General features: G+C 65.3%; 11 protein-coding genes and 1 pseudogene. 6 read left to right on the top strand and 6 right to left on the bottom strand.

What is annotated here, in order from left to right; genetic code table 11:
- Window positions 1-78: 78 nt before the first annotated feature.
- Complete coding sequence (locus tag AL072_RS25030) at window positions 79-543, top strand: hypothetical protein (RefSeq protein WP_045583918.1); 465 nt, start codon at window positions 79-81, stop codon at window positions 541-543.
- A 9-nt stretch (window positions 544-552) separates the two neighbouring features.
- On the opposite strand, the gene AL072_RS25025 is transcribed toward AL072_RS25030, so the two are convergent.
- From AL072_RS25025 to AL072_RS25010, 3 genes are all read right to left on the bottom strand, one after another.
- Window positions 553-1,311, bottom strand: coding sequence for a phytochelatin synthase family protein (locus AL072_RS25025; protein ID WP_052710201.1), 759 nt, complete (start codon window positions 1,309-1,311; stop codon window positions 553-555).
- Between the two features lie 272 nt (window positions 1,312-1,583).
- Window positions 1,584-4,730 (bottom strand): carbohydrate-binding domain-containing protein, encoded by a 3,147-nt coding sequence (locus AL072_RS25020; RefSeq protein WP_045583919.1) that lies wholly within the window; start codon window positions 4,728-4,730, stop codon window positions 1,584-1,586.
- A 543-nt stretch (window positions 4,731-5,273) separates the two neighbouring features.
- A complete protein-coding gene (locus AL072_RS25010) occupies window positions 5,274-6,617 on the bottom strand; it encodes an ISNCY family transposase (protein ID WP_045583921.1) in 1,344 nt (447 codons plus the stop codon).
- A gap of 255 nt (window positions 6,618-6,872) precedes the next feature.
- On the opposite strand from AL072_RS25010, the gene AL072_RS25005 reads away from it, so the two are divergent.
- Complete coding sequence (locus AL072_RS25005) at window positions 6,873-10,598, top strand: tetratricopeptide repeat protein (protein WP_045583922.1); 3,726 nt, start codon at window positions 6,873-6,875, stop codon at window positions 10,596-10,598.
- Window positions 10,599-10,687: 89 nt separating this feature from the next.
- Window positions 10,688-11,887 carry an IS256 family transposase gene (locus tag AL072_RS25000; protein WP_045580661.1) on the top strand — a complete coding sequence of 400 codons (1,200 nt, stop codon included), beginning with the start codon at window positions 10,688-10,690 and terminating at the stop codon, window positions 11,885-11,887.
- Window positions 11,888-12,326: 439 nt separating this feature from the next.
- Here AL072_RS25000 and AL072_RS24990 read toward each other — a convergent pair whose 3' ends face one another.
- Window positions 12,327-13,526, bottom strand: coding sequence for an IS256 family transposase (locus AL072_RS24990; protein ID WP_045582226.1), 1,200 nt, complete (start codon window positions 13,524-13,526; stop codon window positions 12,327-12,329).
- A gap of 58 nt (window positions 13,527-13,584) precedes the next feature.
- Here AL072_RS24990 and AL072_RS34525 point away from each other — a divergent pair, with 58 nt between their 5' ends.
- Window positions 13,585-13,779 (top strand): hypothetical protein, encoded by a 195-nt coding sequence (locus AL072_RS34525; RefSeq protein WP_144428373.1) that lies wholly within the window; start codon window positions 13,585-13,587, stop codon window positions 13,777-13,779.
- 226 nt (window positions 13,780-14,005) lie between these two features.
- Complete coding sequence (locus AL072_RS24985; protein ID WP_045583924.1) at window positions 14,006-14,182, top strand: CsbD family protein; 177 nt, start codon at window positions 14,006-14,008, stop codon at window positions 14,180-14,182.
- A gap of 74 nt (window positions 14,183-14,256) precedes the next feature.
- On the opposite strand, the gene AL072_RS24980 is transcribed toward AL072_RS24985, so the two are convergent.
- Window positions 14,257-14,517 carry a plasmid pRiA4b ORF-3 family protein gene (locus tag AL072_RS24980; RefSeq protein WP_063840372.1) on the bottom strand — a complete coding sequence of 87 codons (261 nt, stop codon included), beginning with the start codon at window positions 14,515-14,517 and terminating at the stop codon, window positions 14,257-14,259.
- A gap of 86 nt (window positions 14,518-14,603) precedes the next feature.
- Here AL072_RS24980 and AL072_RS24975 point away from each other — a divergent pair.
- Window positions 14,604-14,741: pseudogene (locus tag AL072_RS24975) on the top strand (IS5/IS1182 family transposase); the annotation flags it as partial.
- Window positions 14,742-14,744: 3 nt separating this feature from the next.
- Here the strand turns inward: AL072_RS24975 and AL072_RS24970 are convergent.
- Window positions 14,745-16,637 carry a sensor histidine kinase gene (locus AL072_RS24970; RefSeq protein WP_045583925.1) on the bottom strand — a complete coding sequence of 631 codons (1,893 nt, stop codon included), beginning with the start codon at window positions 16,635-16,637 and terminating at the stop codon, window positions 14,745-14,747.

Raw genomic sequence — 16,637 nt, 5'->3', positions numbered from 1 at the left:
GCGACCGATTGGTGCCGCCCTCCCGTGCCTTCCCCGACGGATGATCCCCAACGGGTTCCGACCAAGGAGCAACGCGTCATGCGCACCATCGCCGCCGCCCTGCTGCTGTCCGCGCTCCTCGGCCTGCCGGCCTTCGGCGTCGCCGCACAGCAGGCGAACCCCCAGGATCAAGGTTCGCAGCAGCCGGACTCCCGGCAACCGATCCAGGCGCCGGGCTCCGGCCAGGATCCGGTCCCCGGCGCGCTTCAGGACAGCGGGTCGAAGGACTCCACCGGTGATACGCTTGCCCGCGACCGGAAGGTGCAGGAAAGCCAGGACCCGATGCCCACCGACCAGGGCAACAAGTCACCCAACCAGTCCAGTTCCGCCTCCACCGGCAGCGACGAGCTGCAGCAGGCGCTCGCCGCCGTGCGCCGCGCGCCGCCCGACCTGAACGGCACTCCGGTGCCGCGCCCGAACCAGTGGGCGAGCGAACCCGACCAGCCGAACGAGCCGACGCGCTCGCAGAACCCCTCCGACCTGTCGAGCCAGGAGATCAAATAGGGCGGAGGCCTACCCCGAGACCCGGCGGGTCCGGACGCGGATCAGGCCGCTGCCCTCCGGGTCGGCACGGTCGGGCTTCAGCATGGCGTCCAGCAGCCGGGCGTCGCCGGTCCAGTAGGGCACGTACCAGGCGCGGTCGGGATCCATCACCAATGCCCGCTTCGTCACCGGGTCGTAGGCGCCCAGCGGCGCGATATGGCCGAGGCCGACGTCGCCGGTCAGCGTCCCCTGGTCGAAGGCCAGCAGGACGATGTCGTCGGCGCTGCGCTCGTTCTCGGACAGCAGGCGGCGCAGCTCGGCCAGCGTCGCGGCGGAGGCGTCGCGCGGGCGCCACACCTCGATCTCGGCCTCAATGCCATAAGCGGCCAGACTGCGGCGGACATAGGTCTCCAGCTCGCCGAAGGAGATGCCTTCGCCGTCCTCGGCGGTGGCGGCGCGCCAATGGTCGTCGTCCAGCCGGTCGAGCAGCTGCTTGCCGGTCACCAGCCGTTCCGACGCCAGCGCCGGCAGCCCGCGCAGCGCGTTCAGCATCATGGTCACGCTGGCCAGCGAGCAGGAGGCGCTGGTCGCCTGCGGCACATAGAAGGGGGCGAGCGCCCAGTAATCGGGCGCCGGGGCGTTGCGCACATAGTCGACGGCACGGGTGATCGGCACGGCGTCGGGGCCGAACTTCGGCTTCCTGTCATCCTGCTGGGCCATCGGTTGGCCCGGCATCGCCAGGCAGGCCGTCCACAGCAGGATTCCGGCCGCAATCTTCGCATGCTTCATCAGAAACGGTCTCTGTCCGTCCGGTCTCGGGTGCGCCGCCCCGATATGGTGCGTTGCAAGGCCACGGCCAAGCCTGACGGACAGCGGCTCCGGCCGGGCCGGCCGAAGGGGAGCCATGTGCAAACGCCTGGGAGCAGGTAAACGCATGGGGGCGGCGCCTCCGTCGCTCGATCGCAATCGAACAGAACAGGCGCCGCCCGCCAAGGGACCGGCACACCGGGGGCGTACCCCCGCTGTGCCGTTCTCCGATATGCCGCTTCCGGATCGCGTGGTCAGACGCCGTCCCAGAAATGCTCCAGCCCGGCCGCCGCGGTGCCCTCGACCCCCATCTTGGCCCAGGCGAGGTCATGGATGCCCATGGCGAAGGCCGGCGACGATGCCTGGAGCGAATAGTCGCCCCAATAGGCGTTGGTGAACATCGGCTTGCCGATCACGTCATGGTCGCCGTATTTCGGCACGTTGTAGACAAGGTTGTAATCGATGACGAAGTCGTTGGCGCTCAGCAGCTCGATATAGTCGTCGAGCGGCAGGGTTCCCATCACCACATTCTTGGTGATGGTGTTGTTGTGCGGGTCGCCGGGGGTGCCGTGGACCGGCTGCCATTCGATGCGGATGAAGTCTTCCTTGTTGCTGGCGATGACCGCGAAGTTGTTGGTCACCACGTTGTTGTCGCCGCCATGGATCTGCACCGACGCCCAGTCGGCGTCCTTGATGAAGTTGTCCTTGACGGTGATGCCGCCGGCCATGTCGTCCAGATAGATGCCGAAGCCCTTCTGGCCGTACACCCAGCCGTCGGCGTTGCTGGTGGCAAGACCGCTGGCATGCTCGATCCGGTTGCCCTGGATGATCATGTCGGTGTTCGCGCTGGAGCGGCCGAGGATCTCGATGGCGCCGCCGTCGGCGGTCTCCAGGCCGGTGTAGGAGATATTGTTGTACTGGATGACGTTGTTGTGGTTCACCGTGTTGGTGGTGCCGCCGTAATCCTTGAACGAGATGCCGTAGCGGGCGCTGTGGTCGATGTCGTTGTTGGAGATGACGTTGTTGTCGACACCGGTGCCGAAGATGCCCGACACCGCCTTGCGCACCTCGCCGATGTTGCTGATGCTGTTGGCATAGATGCTGTTGCCGTTGCTGCGGCCGTCCATCTCGATGCCGTTTTCCGCCAGATGGTTCAGCGTGTTGTGGGCGATGTCGTTGTTCGAGGATGCCGCCGTCAGCTTGATCGCCGTGCCGACGTTCAGGAAGCTGTTGTCGCTGATGTGGTTGCCGCTGGACTTCGTCAGCAGCAGGGCGTCGCCGCCGGTGGTGGTGTTCTTGAAGGTCAGCCCGTCGATGGTGATGTTGCTGGCGCCGTTCAGCTTGATCAGCGTATCGAGCCGCGGCACCTCCACGCCGGTCGACGCGAAGCCGGAGCTGGCGGCCTTGTACAGCAGCTTGCCGTCCGATGCGCGCCAGGCGAACTCGCCGGCCTGATCGACGTAGGAGGCGTTGTTCAGCAGCTTGTAGGTGGTGCCTTCCGCAAAGGGCAGGGAGGCGCCGTTCTTCAGCATGATGGTGCGGGTGGAGGCGTTGAAGCTGGAGATGCTGGTCAGGGTATCGCCCAGCCGCTCGGCGTCCATCACCTGGATCAGCGTGCCCGGTTGGATGTCGGCGGCGGTCACCTCGCTGCCGTGGGAACGGATGTACCAGCCGCTGGGCCCCCCCGAGGCCGCATCGGCGAAGCGCCAGCCGCTGGTGACGTCGGCGGCGTCATAGGCGTATTTCTCGGCCAGATGCTGGCGGACGTCGCCGACGATCAGGTCGAGGTTGCTGGCGGAGCCGAGCTTGGCCGAATAGAGGCCGTTGCCTTCGCTGGTGAAGCTCTTGACCACCTCGCCGCCGCTCAGCACCGGCGTCTCGCCGGGATAGTTCAGGAAGCTGTGGCCATTGTCGGCCGAGGTCAGCTCCAGCGTCTTGGTCAGGTGGTAGGTGCCCTCGCGGATGTAGGTCGTGTCGATCGAACCGGCCCGCATGGCGGCCTGCGCCTTCTCCAGGCTGGCGAAGGGGCCGTCGGTGCCGTCGGCGTTCGGCGCCGCCAGCTTGCCGGACCAGCTGTCCTTGCCGTTGGCGGCGACGTAGAAGGCCGGCTTGGTCGGGGCGGTCGGGTCCGGGTTCTGCGGGACGGGGGTGTCGCCGAACAGGTCGGCGCCGGCCTTGATGTTAAGGGCGCCGCCCCAATAGAGGCCCTCCTGGCCCTTGACCACGTCCTTGCCGTCGACGGCGCCCTTGTCATAGGTGACGATGCTGTCGGTGGCGGCGACGGTGTGGCCGTTGATGGAGACCGACTTGACGAACAGGTTGCGGTCGACGCCGTTCACCGTGCTGTCGTTGTCGTAGACCACCTGGACCGTGTGGGCCTTGGTCGGGTCGATGTCGGCCTTGAAGCTGTAGGCGGATGTGGTGGCGGAGGCCTTGGCGTCGCCGATCACCTGACCGTCGACCAGCAGCTTGAAATGGGCCGCCTGTCCGCCGGCCGACGTGCCGTAGGCGTTGACGACGATGTCGACGCCCTTGGTCGGGGGGGGAGGGGGCGGCGGGACATAGGCGCCGCCGAAATACTCCTCCGGAACGCCGAAGGTCAGGGCACCGCCCCAGAACAGCCCTTCCTGGCCGGCGACCACGTATTTGCCGTCCACCGGCCCCTTGTCGTAGGAGGCCATGTCGGAGGTGGAAGCGATGGTCTGACCGTCGATGTTGATCGACTTGACGTACAGGTTGCGATCGACACCGTTCACCGTGGCGTCGTTGTCGTACCAGATCTGGATCTTGTGGGCCTCGTTCGGGTCCACCTTGGCGGTGAAGGTGTAGTCGGTGGGCGAGGTGGCGCTGACCCAGGCGTCGCCGACGACCTGGTCGTCGATCACCAGCTTGAAATGCGGGGCCTGGCCGGCGGCGCTGACACCGTAGGCCTTGACCTTGATCGTCGTGGTCATGGTGTCGGTGTCGGTGCCGGTATCGACCGGCGTCGATGAGAACAGCGTGGCGGGCAGCGCGACGTTCAACGCGCCCGGCCAGTACATCTCGGTCTGCCCGGCGATGACGGCCTGCCCGTCGATCTTGCCGGTGTCGTATTTCACCGAGGGATCTATGGCGAGGATGGTCTTGCCGTTGACCTCGAATGACTTGACGAACAGGTTGCGGTCGACGCCGTTAACCGTGTCGTCATTGTCGTAGACCAGCTGGAGGGCATGCGCCTTGTCGGCCGGGACATTGGCGGTGAAGACGTAGCGCGACTGGGTGGCGGAAGCGACGGTGGCGTCGCCGATGACCTTGCCATCGACAAGCAGTTGGAAATGCGGCCATTTTCCGCCGGCTACGGCACCCCAGGCATTGACCGCGAAGGTGACCTGGATCGTACCGTCGGTGTTGGTGGTAGCCATTTTGGAACTCCGCTTTATGGGTATCGCCTTGTTCCGCAGGCTCGGTCGTTAGCCTTAATGGGGTACTAACACTTATGGTTAGGAAATTATGAATAGGGTGGTTTCCCGTGGCATGATTGAGACAAAAAGCGGGCGCTATTCTCTATGTGGCGCCGGGATGAAATGGAACCTCGAGCTGGGCCTAGTAAGGATCTCAACCGAACAGCATGAGCGTCACCACAAGCTTGAGCTTTGCCGTTTCAACTTCATGGAGCTGTTGCCAGCCAAGCGCCGACACCACGTCTTCGGACTTGCGGATTCGTGCGGGAAGCATGCGGGCGCACCGGGGCATCGCCGTCGGCCAATGGAACTTCTGCGCGCTGCGGAGCGGACGGAAGACTGACAGTTCTATGTTGCGCTGGACTGACATTCTAACTTTGCGCCTACACACGAATGTTGCAACCGAATTGAACTGTCAGTGTTCGGCGCAAAGTAGGACTGTCAGTGCTGGGTGTGGCCCGGGCCGCGGAGCCGGAGGCGGAGCGGCCCGGGCCACACCCAGCACTATTCGACGGCTTTCGCCTCGATATGTTTGTCCACGAAGCTTTTGCGCCCCCGCTTTCCCGCGCCGGTCTTGCGATAGCCGAGCTTCTCACTGTTGCTCTTCACCCGAGGCGGCGACTGACTGTCCTGGATCTCCTTGACCTGGGCCAATACCGCGCTCAGCCGCTTGTTCTCCACGATGTCGGCATGCAGGACCCGCTGGTCCTTGTCGAACGCCTGGTAGGACAGCGCCGCTCCCTTCCACCGCAGTTCAAGGCGGCCATCGGCAAAGGCATAGGTGTCGACATACTGGCCGACCAACCCCTCGGTCAGGTCCGTCACATCCAGCATGATCCGCTTGCGTTCGTACGACAGCGTCAGTTGCTGCCCGACATGGCGCTGCTCACGCCAGCACAGGATCTCGCGCAAGCGATCCGGCGTTACCGTCAGCGGCCGGTGCCCATCGTCCGGCCGGGCAGGGGGAACGGCAAAACGGGCGTTGAAGCGCTCGATGAAACCCGGCAGAAAAGCGTTGCCCGCTTCGATGCCGGTGATGCCGGCCAACCTCAACTCCTTCACCAGCCGGTCCTGCAGCGTCCGGTTCACCCGCTCGACTCGGCCCTTCGCTTGGCTGGAGTTGGCGCACAGGATCTCGATGGTCAGTTCCGCCAACGCCCGTCCGAACTGCGTCATGCCCTGACCGCCCTTGGCCTCGCTCTGCGACACCCGGAACACCGAATGCTTGTCCGAGTAGAAGGCCAGAGGGCGGCCATGCGCCGCCAGATAGCCCTCCAGCGCCGCGAAGTAGGAAAAGGCGCTCTCCGACGCGACAAAGCGCAACTGCATCAGCCGCCCCGTCGCATCGTCGATGAACACCAGCAGCGTGCAGGGATCGCCACGCTCCTCGAACCAACGGTGCTCGCTGCCGTCGATCTGCACCAACTCGCCAAGCCGCTCCCGGCGCAGACGGGGAGGGTGGAACTGCCGCCGCTGGCGGCGCGACAGCCACAGACCAGTCTCCGCCATCCATTGCCGCAGCGTCTCGCGCGACACCGTCAGCCCGTGCCGATCCGCCAGCATCTCCGCCGCCAAGGTCGGACCGAAATCCCGGTAATGGGTGCGGACAAGCTCCAACGCCCGTTCGCGGAGTTCGCTGTCCAAGCGGCGGTTCGAGGGACGCCCGCGGCCCCGATGAGCAAGCGCACCGCCGCCGCCCGATTTGTACCGGGCCAGCAGCCGCCAAACCTGCCGTTCGCTCAAGCCAAGACACGAGGACGCCGAGGCGACGCTGCGCTGACCGTTCACGATCTCGCCCAAAACCTCAACGCGCTGAAGCTCCCGCTCGCTCATCGAAACCCAGCCCATCGACAGCCTCCCAGGCGTTTGACATCCGACTGGGAACTGACATTTCTAGTTTGCCACAGACTGACATTCTAACTTTGCGCTTACACACGAAAAAACACATAAGATTTATTATGGAAATTTGGATGCTTTGCGGCGCATCGGACACCCACCTGCCTACCGCCTATATGGGACGCGCGTTCCAAGGGCCTGAATCATTGTCGCTTTCACCCTTGGCGGGTATCATCGTTAAAGTCATCGCCTGACCCGATAAACGCTGTGACCGGATTTTCCATCGTCTTCATCGCTACCGCCTGGGGACCGCGCCATGGCGGCATCAATGCCTTTAACGCCGATCTTTGCCGGGCGTTGGCAAAACGCCTCGATGGCTCGCGGGAGGTGGTCTGCGTTGTCAAGGCCCCGCTGGAACCGTCGGAAAGCGACGATGCCAAGCGCCACAAGGTCCGCCTGATTGCCACAAGCGGAGAAAACCTGGATTCCGGCGACGTCGTTTGCGCCTTGCGGGATCATGGAATCGTCGGCGTCGGGTGGTGGGTGGGACATGATGTCGTCACCGGCCACATCGCGCTTTCGGCGCGCGAGACGATGGACATGGGGCAGGTCGCCCTGATCCACCACATGGCCTATGGGCAGTATGCCGGCCACAAACACGGACGCGGAGCCACCGGGGTCAGCCGCCACGGCGAGCAGCGTGCCCTGTTCGCCCAAGCCGACCGCTGTTTTGCCGTCGGGCCGAAACTGCGCGACAACGCCGACGAGATGCTGACCGACGAAGGGCGCCCCGCCTCGGTCATGCTCATTCCCGGACTGGCCGAGGGAATCCAGGATCGCGACCCGGCAAAGACGAGCTTCCGCGCCATGGTCTTTGGCCGGATGGATGCCGAGGACGACCGGATCAAGCAGGGCAGCCTTGCCGTTGCCGCCATGGCCGAGGCTTGCCGGGAGTCGGCTGCCCAGGCCGGGGTGGCGCCGATCCTGCAAAAATCCCGCCCCGAGATTCAAATCGTGGGCATCGAAGAGCCGGGCAGCCAGACGGAAAGAGATCTCGTCGCCCTGGCCGAAGAGTTCGCCGCCGGACACCGCCTGCAGGTCACTGCCCGCCCGTTTCTGGAAAACCGCGAAGCCCTGTTCCGCGACCTGTCCAGCGCCTCTGTGGCGCTGATGCCCTCGTGGCATGAAGGGTTCGGCCTGACGGGGTGGGAGGCGGTGGCGGCGGGGGTGCCGCTGATCCTGTCGCAAGACAGTGGGCTGCACCAGCTTTTGCGGGAGGAAGCGCCGGGTGTCGGTCCCGGTGGCGTAAGCGGCATCCCGGTTGCGGGCCACACCCCAACGGGCCCCGATGACCCGAACCAACATCCGTTTCTGCCAGGTGACGTCCGTCAGGTGAAGGATGCGATCCTGAGCATTGCGGCCGACCCCGGCGAATACCGCAAGCACGCCAGGGAACTGCGCAGCCTTCTCCGGAATAAGGGCATGAGCTGGGAGGGGACGGCCAACGGCCTCCTGACCGGGCTGGGGCTGAACGACCTCCCCCCGGGCGGTGCCACCGACCGCCCGCCGCCTCGAACACCCGCACCGCCGGCGCCGGTCACGCCCGCGCCATCTCCCTCCTGGTTGGCGGACCCGCGCCAGACCCTGCCGGAAGAGCGGCTGGTTCTGGACAGCCTGCTGCTGCGCCCGGAATACCGCATCGTTCCATTTCAGGACATGCTCGCCTCCGTTGCCGACGATGTTCTGGCCTGGGCGCAGGATGAGGGGCGGGCGCGGTTGTCCGTGGCCTTGCGGCTCTATACCGCCGATGGCGGCAGCGGCAAGACCCGGCTGATGGTGGAGGTTTGCGGGCGCCTGCTGGATCGGGCCGGGCCGGGCTGGACCGCAGCCTTCGTGCCCGACAGCCGGCACACCCCGTCCGTCATCGCCGACATCGAGGCCCTGGTCAAAACGGCCCCCCGCGTGTTCCTGGTGGTGGACAACGCCGAAAGCCGCCGCTCCGATGTGGAGGCCATCATCAAGGCGGCCCTGTGCGCCCCTGCCGGGCACCGGGTGCGGCTGGTGCTGTTGGGACGGGGGAATGGCGAATGGTGGAGCCGCCTCTGCGAGGACACCACCGATGCCGTAGCCCGCGGCTTCCTGCGCAGCCCCGAGGCGGCGGAGGGGCCGCTGTCCCTGCCCGCTCCGGACACCGGCGACCGAACCGCCCGCCAGCGACTTTACCGGGAGGCGCAGGACGCTTTCCGCGCCCGCCTGTCCCCTCATCGGTCCCTGCCCGACACGCCGACACCGATGCCGGACCTGTCGGCCCCCCATTTCCGCCACACACTGCTTCTGCATCTGGCCGCCCTGATGGCCCTGCTTGGCCGGAACCTGGAGACGGGAAGCGACCTGCTGACCGTCGCCCTGGACCGGGAACAGGATTACTGGCGAAGCAGCCTCAGCAGCAGTGGCCTGGACCATGCCCTGTTGCCGGGGATGAAGCAGGCGCTGGCCCTGCTGACACTGACCGGGGGCACCACCACCGCCCGCGATGCCCGTGAAATCCTGCTGCTGGTCCCTGCCCTGCGGGACGCCGGCGATGCGGAGCGCCGGCAGGTGTTCGACCATCTGCGCACGCTCTACCCACGGGAAGGGGGGATCGATGCCCTGCGTCCGGACCTGCTGGGCGAGCGTCTGGTGGAACGGGTTTTGGCGGATGAGGATGAACTTCTCGATTGCGTCTTCGACACGGCGGATCGTCCAACCTGGATCACCTCTGCCTTGACCGTGTTGACCCGCATCGGTCAACGGGGATCGTCCCGCCTGTTGCAGCGCGCCCTGTTTCCAAGCCGCCTGTCCATCCCGCTGGTGGATCGTGCGATCGAGGTTGCCGTGGACATCGGCGACCCGCTGGGGCCGGCATTGGCCGAAGCTGTGCGGCAAGCAGACAAGAAACTGCAGCAGAAGATCATAAACCATGTCTGGCCGAAACGGCCGAAGCGATCCGTTGCTTTGGCGCCATTCATAAAAGAAATCACACATTTGATGGCGGCGAAGACAAAAGAAAATGGATGGGAATCAGTCAGAAGTTTTGTGAAATTCATCTGCAATGCCTCTGATATATCGGCGGCATATTATTCGGTATCTGAATTCAATCTTGCCCAAGAATGGCCGGAGGTGGCATTCTCCGCAATTGAGGGAACCAAGAAAGCTTATCAGAGCGCCGCAGATTCGGTTCTTCCCTATCTTTATACTTCTCATGCCAGCGCCCTTGCCGCCCAGGGAAAGATGCGGGAGGCGCTGAAGGCTGGCCAGCGCGCGGAGGCGCTCTGGCGTGACTTGGCGGCACAACGGCCCGACGCGCACCGGGCCGACTGGGCAGGCTCCCTCAACAATCTGGGCAACCGTCTAGCGGATGAAGGCCGGTACACCGAAGCGCTGGAGGCCACCCGGCACGCCGAAGAAATCTGGCGTGAAATGGCGGCGCGACGGCCCGACGCACACCGGGCTGACTGGGCAACTTCTCTCAACAATCTGGGCACCTGCCTTGCTAACGAAGGCCGCTACGCCGAAGCGCTGGAGGCCGCCCGGCACGCCGAAGAAATCTGGCGTGACTTGGCGGCACAGCGGCCCGATGCACACCGGGCAAACTGGGCAAGCTCCCTCAGCAATCTAGGCGCCTGTCTAGCGGATGAAGGCTGTCACGCCGAAGCGCTGAAGGCCGCCCGGCACAGCGAAGAAATCCGGCGTGAACTGGCGGCACAGCGGCCCGACGCGCACCGGGCTGACTGGGCGGGTTCCCTCGACAATCTGGGCATCCGTCTTGCGGATGAAGGCAGTTACGCCGAAGCGCTGGAGGCCGCCCGGCACGCCGAAGAAATCCGGCGTGAATTAGCAGTACAACGGCCCGACGCGCATCGGGCTGGCTGGGCCAGGAGGTCGTGCCCCACGGGGTGGTGTAGGAGCTGTGGGGAACCGGCCCGCCGTAGCGCCCTCCGATGGCTGGCGTAGGCGGGCCGGTTATCCATAGCGGGGCGGTCATCGCGGTTCTTCGATAGAGTCTGGTCACCACACCTCAACCCGACCGAAGGGTGACCACGATGACCGACGAGATGATGGCGCTTCGCGCGATGCTTGAGAAGGGCGCGGATGCCGATGTTCTGCGCGAGATGATCGGCTTTGCTGCCGAGCGGCTGATGGAGTTGGAGGTGCAGGGCCTGACCGGCGCCGGTCATGGCGAACGGTCGGCCGAGCGACTGGTTCAGCGCAACGGCTATCGCGATCGCGACTGGGAAACCCGAGCCGGCACCGTCGAGCTGCGCATTCCCAAACTGCGCAAGGGCTCCTACTTCCCCGGCTTTCTGGAGCCGCGGCGGATGGCTGAGAAGGCGCTGACGGCGGTGATCCAGGAGGCCTACATCCAGGGCATCTCGACGCGCTCGGTGGACGATCTGGTCCAGGCCATGGGAATGTCTGGCATCTCCAAGAGCCAGGTCAGTCGGTTGTGCGCCGAGATCGACGAGCGGGTTAAGACCTTTCTCGGCCGTCCCATCGAGGGCGACTGGCCCTACCTGTGGCTGGATGCCACCTACGTGAAGGTGCGCCAGAACGGACGCATCGTTTCGGTCGCCGTGACCATCGCGGTGGCGGTCAACACCGACGGCCGGCGCGAGGTGCTGGGCATGGACATCGGCCCGTCCGAGGCGGAAACCTTCTGGATCGAGTTCCTACGCAAGCTCAAGCGCCGTGGTCTGAGCGGCGTCAAGCTGGTGATCTCCGACGCCCATGGCGGCATCAAGGCCGCCGTCACCCGGGTCTTCCAGGCGACGTGGCAAAGGTGCCGGGTCCATTTCTCCAGGACAGCGCTCGCCCACGCCGGCAAGAGCGGACGCCGTGTCGTGGCGGCCTTCATCGCCACGGCCTTCGCCCAGGACGATGCGGCATCTGCTCGCACGCAGTGGCGGCAAGTGGCCGATCAGGTCCGGGCCAAGCTGCCGAAGCTGGCCACCCTGATGGACGAGGCGGAAGAAGACGTCCTGGCCTACATGACCTTTCCCAGGGAGCATCGGGCCAAGCTCCACTCGACAAACCCGATTGAACGTCTCAACGGCGAGATCAAGCGGCGCACCGAGGTTGTCGGCATATTTCCCAACGAGGAAGCGATTACGAGGCTCATCGGCGCCATCCTCTTGGAGCAAAACGATGAATGGGCCGTTCAGCGGGCACGCTACATGACGCTGGAAACCATCGCCCCGCTCGGCGATGATCCCATCGTCAGCCTGCCCGCTGTGGCCGCCTGACCATCCGGCCAGACCGGCCGGAGAACCTGATGAGCGACCCAGATCCTACACCACTCCTCGGGGCATGATCGGGCCAGGACGTCCGAAAATCGAGCGGAACTCATTCTGCAGTTGGGCCAATGTGCCGAAGCGGAGCCTTTGGCCCGGCAGGCGGCGGACCTGTTTGCAGTTACGTTGCCTGCCCAGCAGCGCCGTTATGCGCCTGAACAGGGATGGTGCCTGACCTTGCAGGCCGCTGCGCTGCTGGGCATGGAGGCGGAGGAGGAGGCTGCCACACTGGCTGAAAACGCCCTGCTGCTGTTCGATTCGGTGGGAAAGGTGCGGCCCAACGATATTGAGCCCTACCGCGCAATGGCTCTGGCGATCCGGGATCATGCCCCGAGGAGTGGTGTAGGATCTGGGTCGCTCATCAGGTTCTCCGGCCGGTCTGGCCGGATGGTCAGGCGGCCACAGCGGGCAGGCTGACGATGGGATCATCGCCGAGCGGGGCGATGGTTTCCAGCGTCATGTAGCGTGCCCGCTGAACGGCCCATTCATCGTTTTGCTCCAAGAGGATGGCGCCGATGAGCCTCGTAATCGCTTCCTCGTTGGGAAATATGCCGACAACCTCGGTGCGCCGCTTGATCTCGCCGTTGAGACGTTCAATCGGGTTTGTCGAGTGGAGCTTGGCCCGATGCTCCCTGGGAAAGGTCATGTAGGCCAGGACGTCTTCTTCCGCCTCGTCCATCAGGGTGGCCAGCTTCGGCAGCTTGGCCCGGACCTGATCGGCCACTTGCCGCCACTGCGTGCGAGCAGATGCCGCATCGTCCTGGGCGAAGGCCGTGGCGATGAAGGCCGCCACGACACGGCGTCCGCTCTTGCCGGCGTGGGTGAGCGCTGTCCTGGAGAAATGGACCCGGCACCTTTGCCACGTCGCCTGGAAGACCCGGGTGACGGCGGCCTTGATGCCGCCATGGGCGTCGGAGATCACCAGCTTGACGCCGCTCAGACCACGGCGCTTGAGCTTGCGTAGGAACTCGATCCAGAAGGTTTCCGCCTCGGACGGGCCGATGTCCATGCCCAGCACCTCGCGCCGGCCGTCGGTGTTGACCGCCACCGCGATGGTCACGGCGACCGAAACGATGCGTCCGTTCTGGCGCACCTTCACGTAGGTGGCATCCAGCCACAGGTAGGGCCAGTCGCCCTCGATGGGACGGCCGAGAAAGGTCTTAACCCGCTCGTCGATCTCGGCGCACAACCGACTGACCTGGCTCTTGGAGATGCCAGACATTCCCATGGCCTGGACCAGATCGTCCACCGAGCGCGTCGAGATGCCCTGGATGTAGGCCTCCTGGATCACCGCCGTCAGCGCCTTCTCAGCCATCCGCCGCGGCTCCAGAAAGCCGGGGAAGTAGGAGCCCTTGCGCAGTTTGGGAATGCGCAGCTCGACGGTGCCGGCTCGAGTTTCCCAGTCGCGATCGCGATAGCCGTTGCGCTGAACCAGTCGCTCGGCCGACCGTTCGCCATGACCGGCGCCGGTCAGGCCCTGCACCTCCAACTCCATCAGCCGCTCGGCAGCAAAGCCGATCATCTCGCGCAGAACATCGGCATCCGCGCCCTTCTCAAGCATCGCGCGAAGCGCCATCATCTCGTCGGTCATCGTGGTCACCCTTCGGTCGGGTTGAGGTGTGGTGACCAGACTCTATCGAAGAACCGCGATGACCGCCCCGCTATGGATAACCGGCCCGCCTACGCCAGCCATCGGAGGGCGCTACGGCGGGCCGGTTCCCCACAGCTCCTACACCACCCCGTGGGGCACGACCCACGCGATCCTGCGCGGCATCGTCGACGCCGCCATGAAAGACGACCGACAGGCCTGCCGGTTCGCCGGACATCGCGGGCGTGGCGGCTGACAGGGCCAGCATCAAGGCGGATATGGGCTTCGGCCGGCAGCACATGCTCATGGCCAGGCTCTCCTTATCGACGGTCGGCGTGGGCGAGGCGATAAGCCCTGTCCCGACAAGAAAACGCTGCGGCACACGCTTTGTCGTCGGGCGGCGGCGACAAGCGGGTGGCCGGGGAAGTTGCTTTCCATGAAGGCCGGGAGCCCCCGGCCATACCCCATATCAGGAGGATGTCATGGACAAGGATCGTGCCGAAGGCGCCATGGACAAAGCGAAGGGCAGCGTCAAGAAGGGCGTCGGCGAGGTCACCGGCGACGAGAAGATGAAGGCGGAAGGCACGGCCGACAAGGCGAAGGGCAAGGCCGAGAACGCCATCGGCGGCGCCAAGGACGCCCTGCGCGGCGACAGCTGAGGTCATCGGAGTCCCCCGCGGCATCCTCCGCTGCGGGGGCTCTTCTCTCTCCTTACCCGGCCTTCCCCCGGGCTTCAGTAGTCCGGCGGCTCGGGGTTTCCAGTGCACAGGTTGGGCGAGCCGTAGCGGCGGGCGCGGAGTTCGAAGACGTAGAGGTGAACGCCCTCCCAGCCCATGGCGACCTGGAGAACACCGTGCAGCTCGCGCAGGGTCATCACGGCCGGGATCAGCAGGCGCCGCCAGACCATCGGACTGACGTCCAGTAGGCGCACCTTCAGCTGCAGGATCGGCAGCTCGGGATCGGGATTCCACTTGCGGTGTGGTGGTCGCGCCATTGCACATCCATGACTCTGTCCCCCGTAGCCTACCGCCGCCCTAATCCGGCCGCCAGTCCGGCACCCCCAGGTTTATTATGCTCTCCTATTGCGAGCGCAATCTCGTCGAGCGCTTCTTCCTCAAGATCAAGCACTTCAGGCGCATCGCCACACGTTACGACCAGACACCAAGGGCGTTCCTGTCCATGCTCGGCATCGTCAGCGCATTCATCTGGACCAAATGAATGTCAACGCCCTCTAGCTGTCGGTCTGGGCAGATCCAGAATGATGCGGGTACCGTCCGGACCGGAGACGATGGCAAGCCGGGCACCGATGGCCAGGGCCCGTCGCCGCATATTGGCAAGGCCGTAGCCGCCGGGGCGGTCGGACGCGCCGCCGCGTCCCTCGTCGGCGACCATCACGCGCACCCCGTCGTCGGTCGGCCGGATCTCGATCGTCACCCGATCCGCTCCCGAATGCCTGGCGGCGTTCATCGTCGCCTCCTGAAGCAGGCGGAACAGCTCCAGCGCGGTCGAAGACGACCAGCCGGCCCCCTCCGGCAGGGCGTGCATCTGCCAATCCAGGGCGATGCCGAGCGTGCGGAGCTGTGGTTGGATGTGATCCCGGAAATTCGCCAGCATCATGCCGGGGTCGTCTCCGACCTCGGCCATCGAGGCGATGACCAGACGCAGATCGACCAGTGCCTTCCGCGCCGCAATGCCGAAGTCGCGCACCCCGGCATCCGTCCGGCGGCTGAGCGCCACCATCGACACCAGCTGGCCGGCGATGCCGTCATGGAGGTCGCGGGTCAGGCGCGACCGTTCGGCTTCGAGCGCGATCGCCCTTTCCTGGGCCTGCTCACGGGCCAGGCTGATGCGCAGCGCCGCCTCCGCATCGGCGATCTCCCGGCGCAGGTTGGCGTTGAACTGGTCCACAGCGTTCAGCGCCGCCGCGAAGCGCCACATCAGGACGGTGCTGATGATGCTGAGAAGCATGAAAATGGGGATGGAAAACGGGTTGATGAACAGTCGCTTGCCAACGGAGCCGTAGAGGATCGGCGCTTCATGGAAGATCATCAGCAAGGACAGCAGCGTGGCGCCCAGGACCATATGGGCGCTGTTGTTGCCTCGCCGGAGAGCCGCGTAGGAGAGCACGCCGATGGCCCAGCAGGTCAGGCCCCAGGCGACCGGCATCGCGACGTACCAGTTCAGAACATGAAAGATCTCGGGAGGCAGCAGCAAAAATGCCGTGGTGACTCCCACCGGAAATGCCGCGAACAGGACGCTGGCCCGCGGCGGCCGGCGGTTCACGAAGCTGAAGGCGAACGGCACCAGCATCGCCGTCACCCAGGAGAAGGTCAGGTTCGAAAGCTGCATGACCTGCGGAGAAACCAGCGGCTCCGGTACGATGACGACAAGATTGCTGATCGAGTTGAAGAACAGGATGCCGGCATACAGGATATAGGACCACTCGGAGCGGCGAACCGCCCAGACGATCAGCAGCATCACGCTGAAGGCGAACTGCCAGCCGAACAGCAGTTGCGGCAGCATGACCAGAAGGAAATGATGCTGCTGGTACACCGGGCGCAGCAGGCTGTCGGGTCCGGCATGTATGGCGCTGAGATAGCTCTTGCGGCCGAACAGCATCACCGCGCTGATCTCCACGGTGTTGGTGCCGGCCTTCAGCACCGGGGCCGGGATCGCGATGATGTCCGGCCAGATCAGGGTGACGATCCGCCCCGAATGCGTCCAATCGCTGTCGTACAGCAAGGCACCGTTGACCCGGACCAGAATGCGGCCGGAATAGTTTGGAATCAGCACGGACCATTGCTCCGGGCCGTTCGGGGAATGATCGAACTCCAGGCGGTAGAGCCCCCCGCCGAACCGGCCCCCGCCGGGCACCCTGAAGCTGTGGGGCAGGGATACGGCGGCCTCGGTAACATCGGCCGGCCGGTCGATGGCTTCCAGCGGCCGGAACATGGCGCGATCGAACTCGATGCCGCCCTCCGGGGGCGACAGGGTGAACAGCGGCGTGCCGATGCCAACCGCCAGAACGGTCAGGTAGAACAGGCCGATGAACGGACGGCGCAACAGGCGCAGCCATCCGCGGCCTTCGGGGGCCGCGACGAGGTGCGTGGCCAC

Origin of the sequence: Azospirillum thiophilum (genome assembly GCF_001305595.1) — a bacterium.
GTDB lineage: Bacteria > Pseudomonadota > Alphaproteobacteria > Azospirillales > Azospirillaceae > Azospirillum > Azospirillum thiophilum.
This window is presented reverse-complemented; position numbering and strand designations above follow the sequence as displayed.

Coding starts and splice junctions, on each gene's coding strand:
- AL072_RS25000 (WP_045580661.1), top strand. CDS start 10,688: ATGACCGACGAGATGATGGCGCTTCGCGCGATGCTTGAGAAGGGCGCG.
- AL072_RS34525 (WP_144428373.1), top strand. CDS start 13,585: ATGACCGCCCCGCTATGGATAACCGGCCCGCCTACGCCAGCCATCGGA.
- AL072_RS25020 (WP_045583919.1), bottom strand. CDS start 4,730: ATGGCTACCACCAACACCGACGGTACGATCCAGGTCACCTTCGCGGTC.
- AL072_RS24990 (WP_045582226.1), bottom strand. CDS start 13,526: ATGACCGACGAGATGATGGCGCTTCGCGCGATGCTTGAGAAGGGCGCG.
- AL072_RS24980 (WP_063840372.1), bottom strand. CDS start 14,517: ATGGCGCGACCACCACACCGCAAGTGGAATCCCGATCCCGAGCTGCCG.
- AL072_RS24985 (WP_045583924.1), top strand. CDS start 14,006: ATGGACAAGGATCGTGCCGAAGGCGCCATGGACAAAGCGAAGGGCAGC.
- AL072_RS25025 (WP_052710201.1), bottom strand. CDS start 1,311: ATGAAGCATGCGAAGATTGCGGCCGGAATCCTGCTGTGGACGGCCTGC.
- AL072_RS25010 (WP_045583921.1), bottom strand. CDS start 6,617: ATGGGCTGGGTTTCGATGAGCGAGCGGGAGCTTCAGCGCGTTGAGGTT.
- AL072_RS25030 (WP_045583918.1), top strand. CDS start 79: ATGCGCACCATCGCCGCCGCCCTGCTGCTGTCCGCGCTCCTCGGCCTG.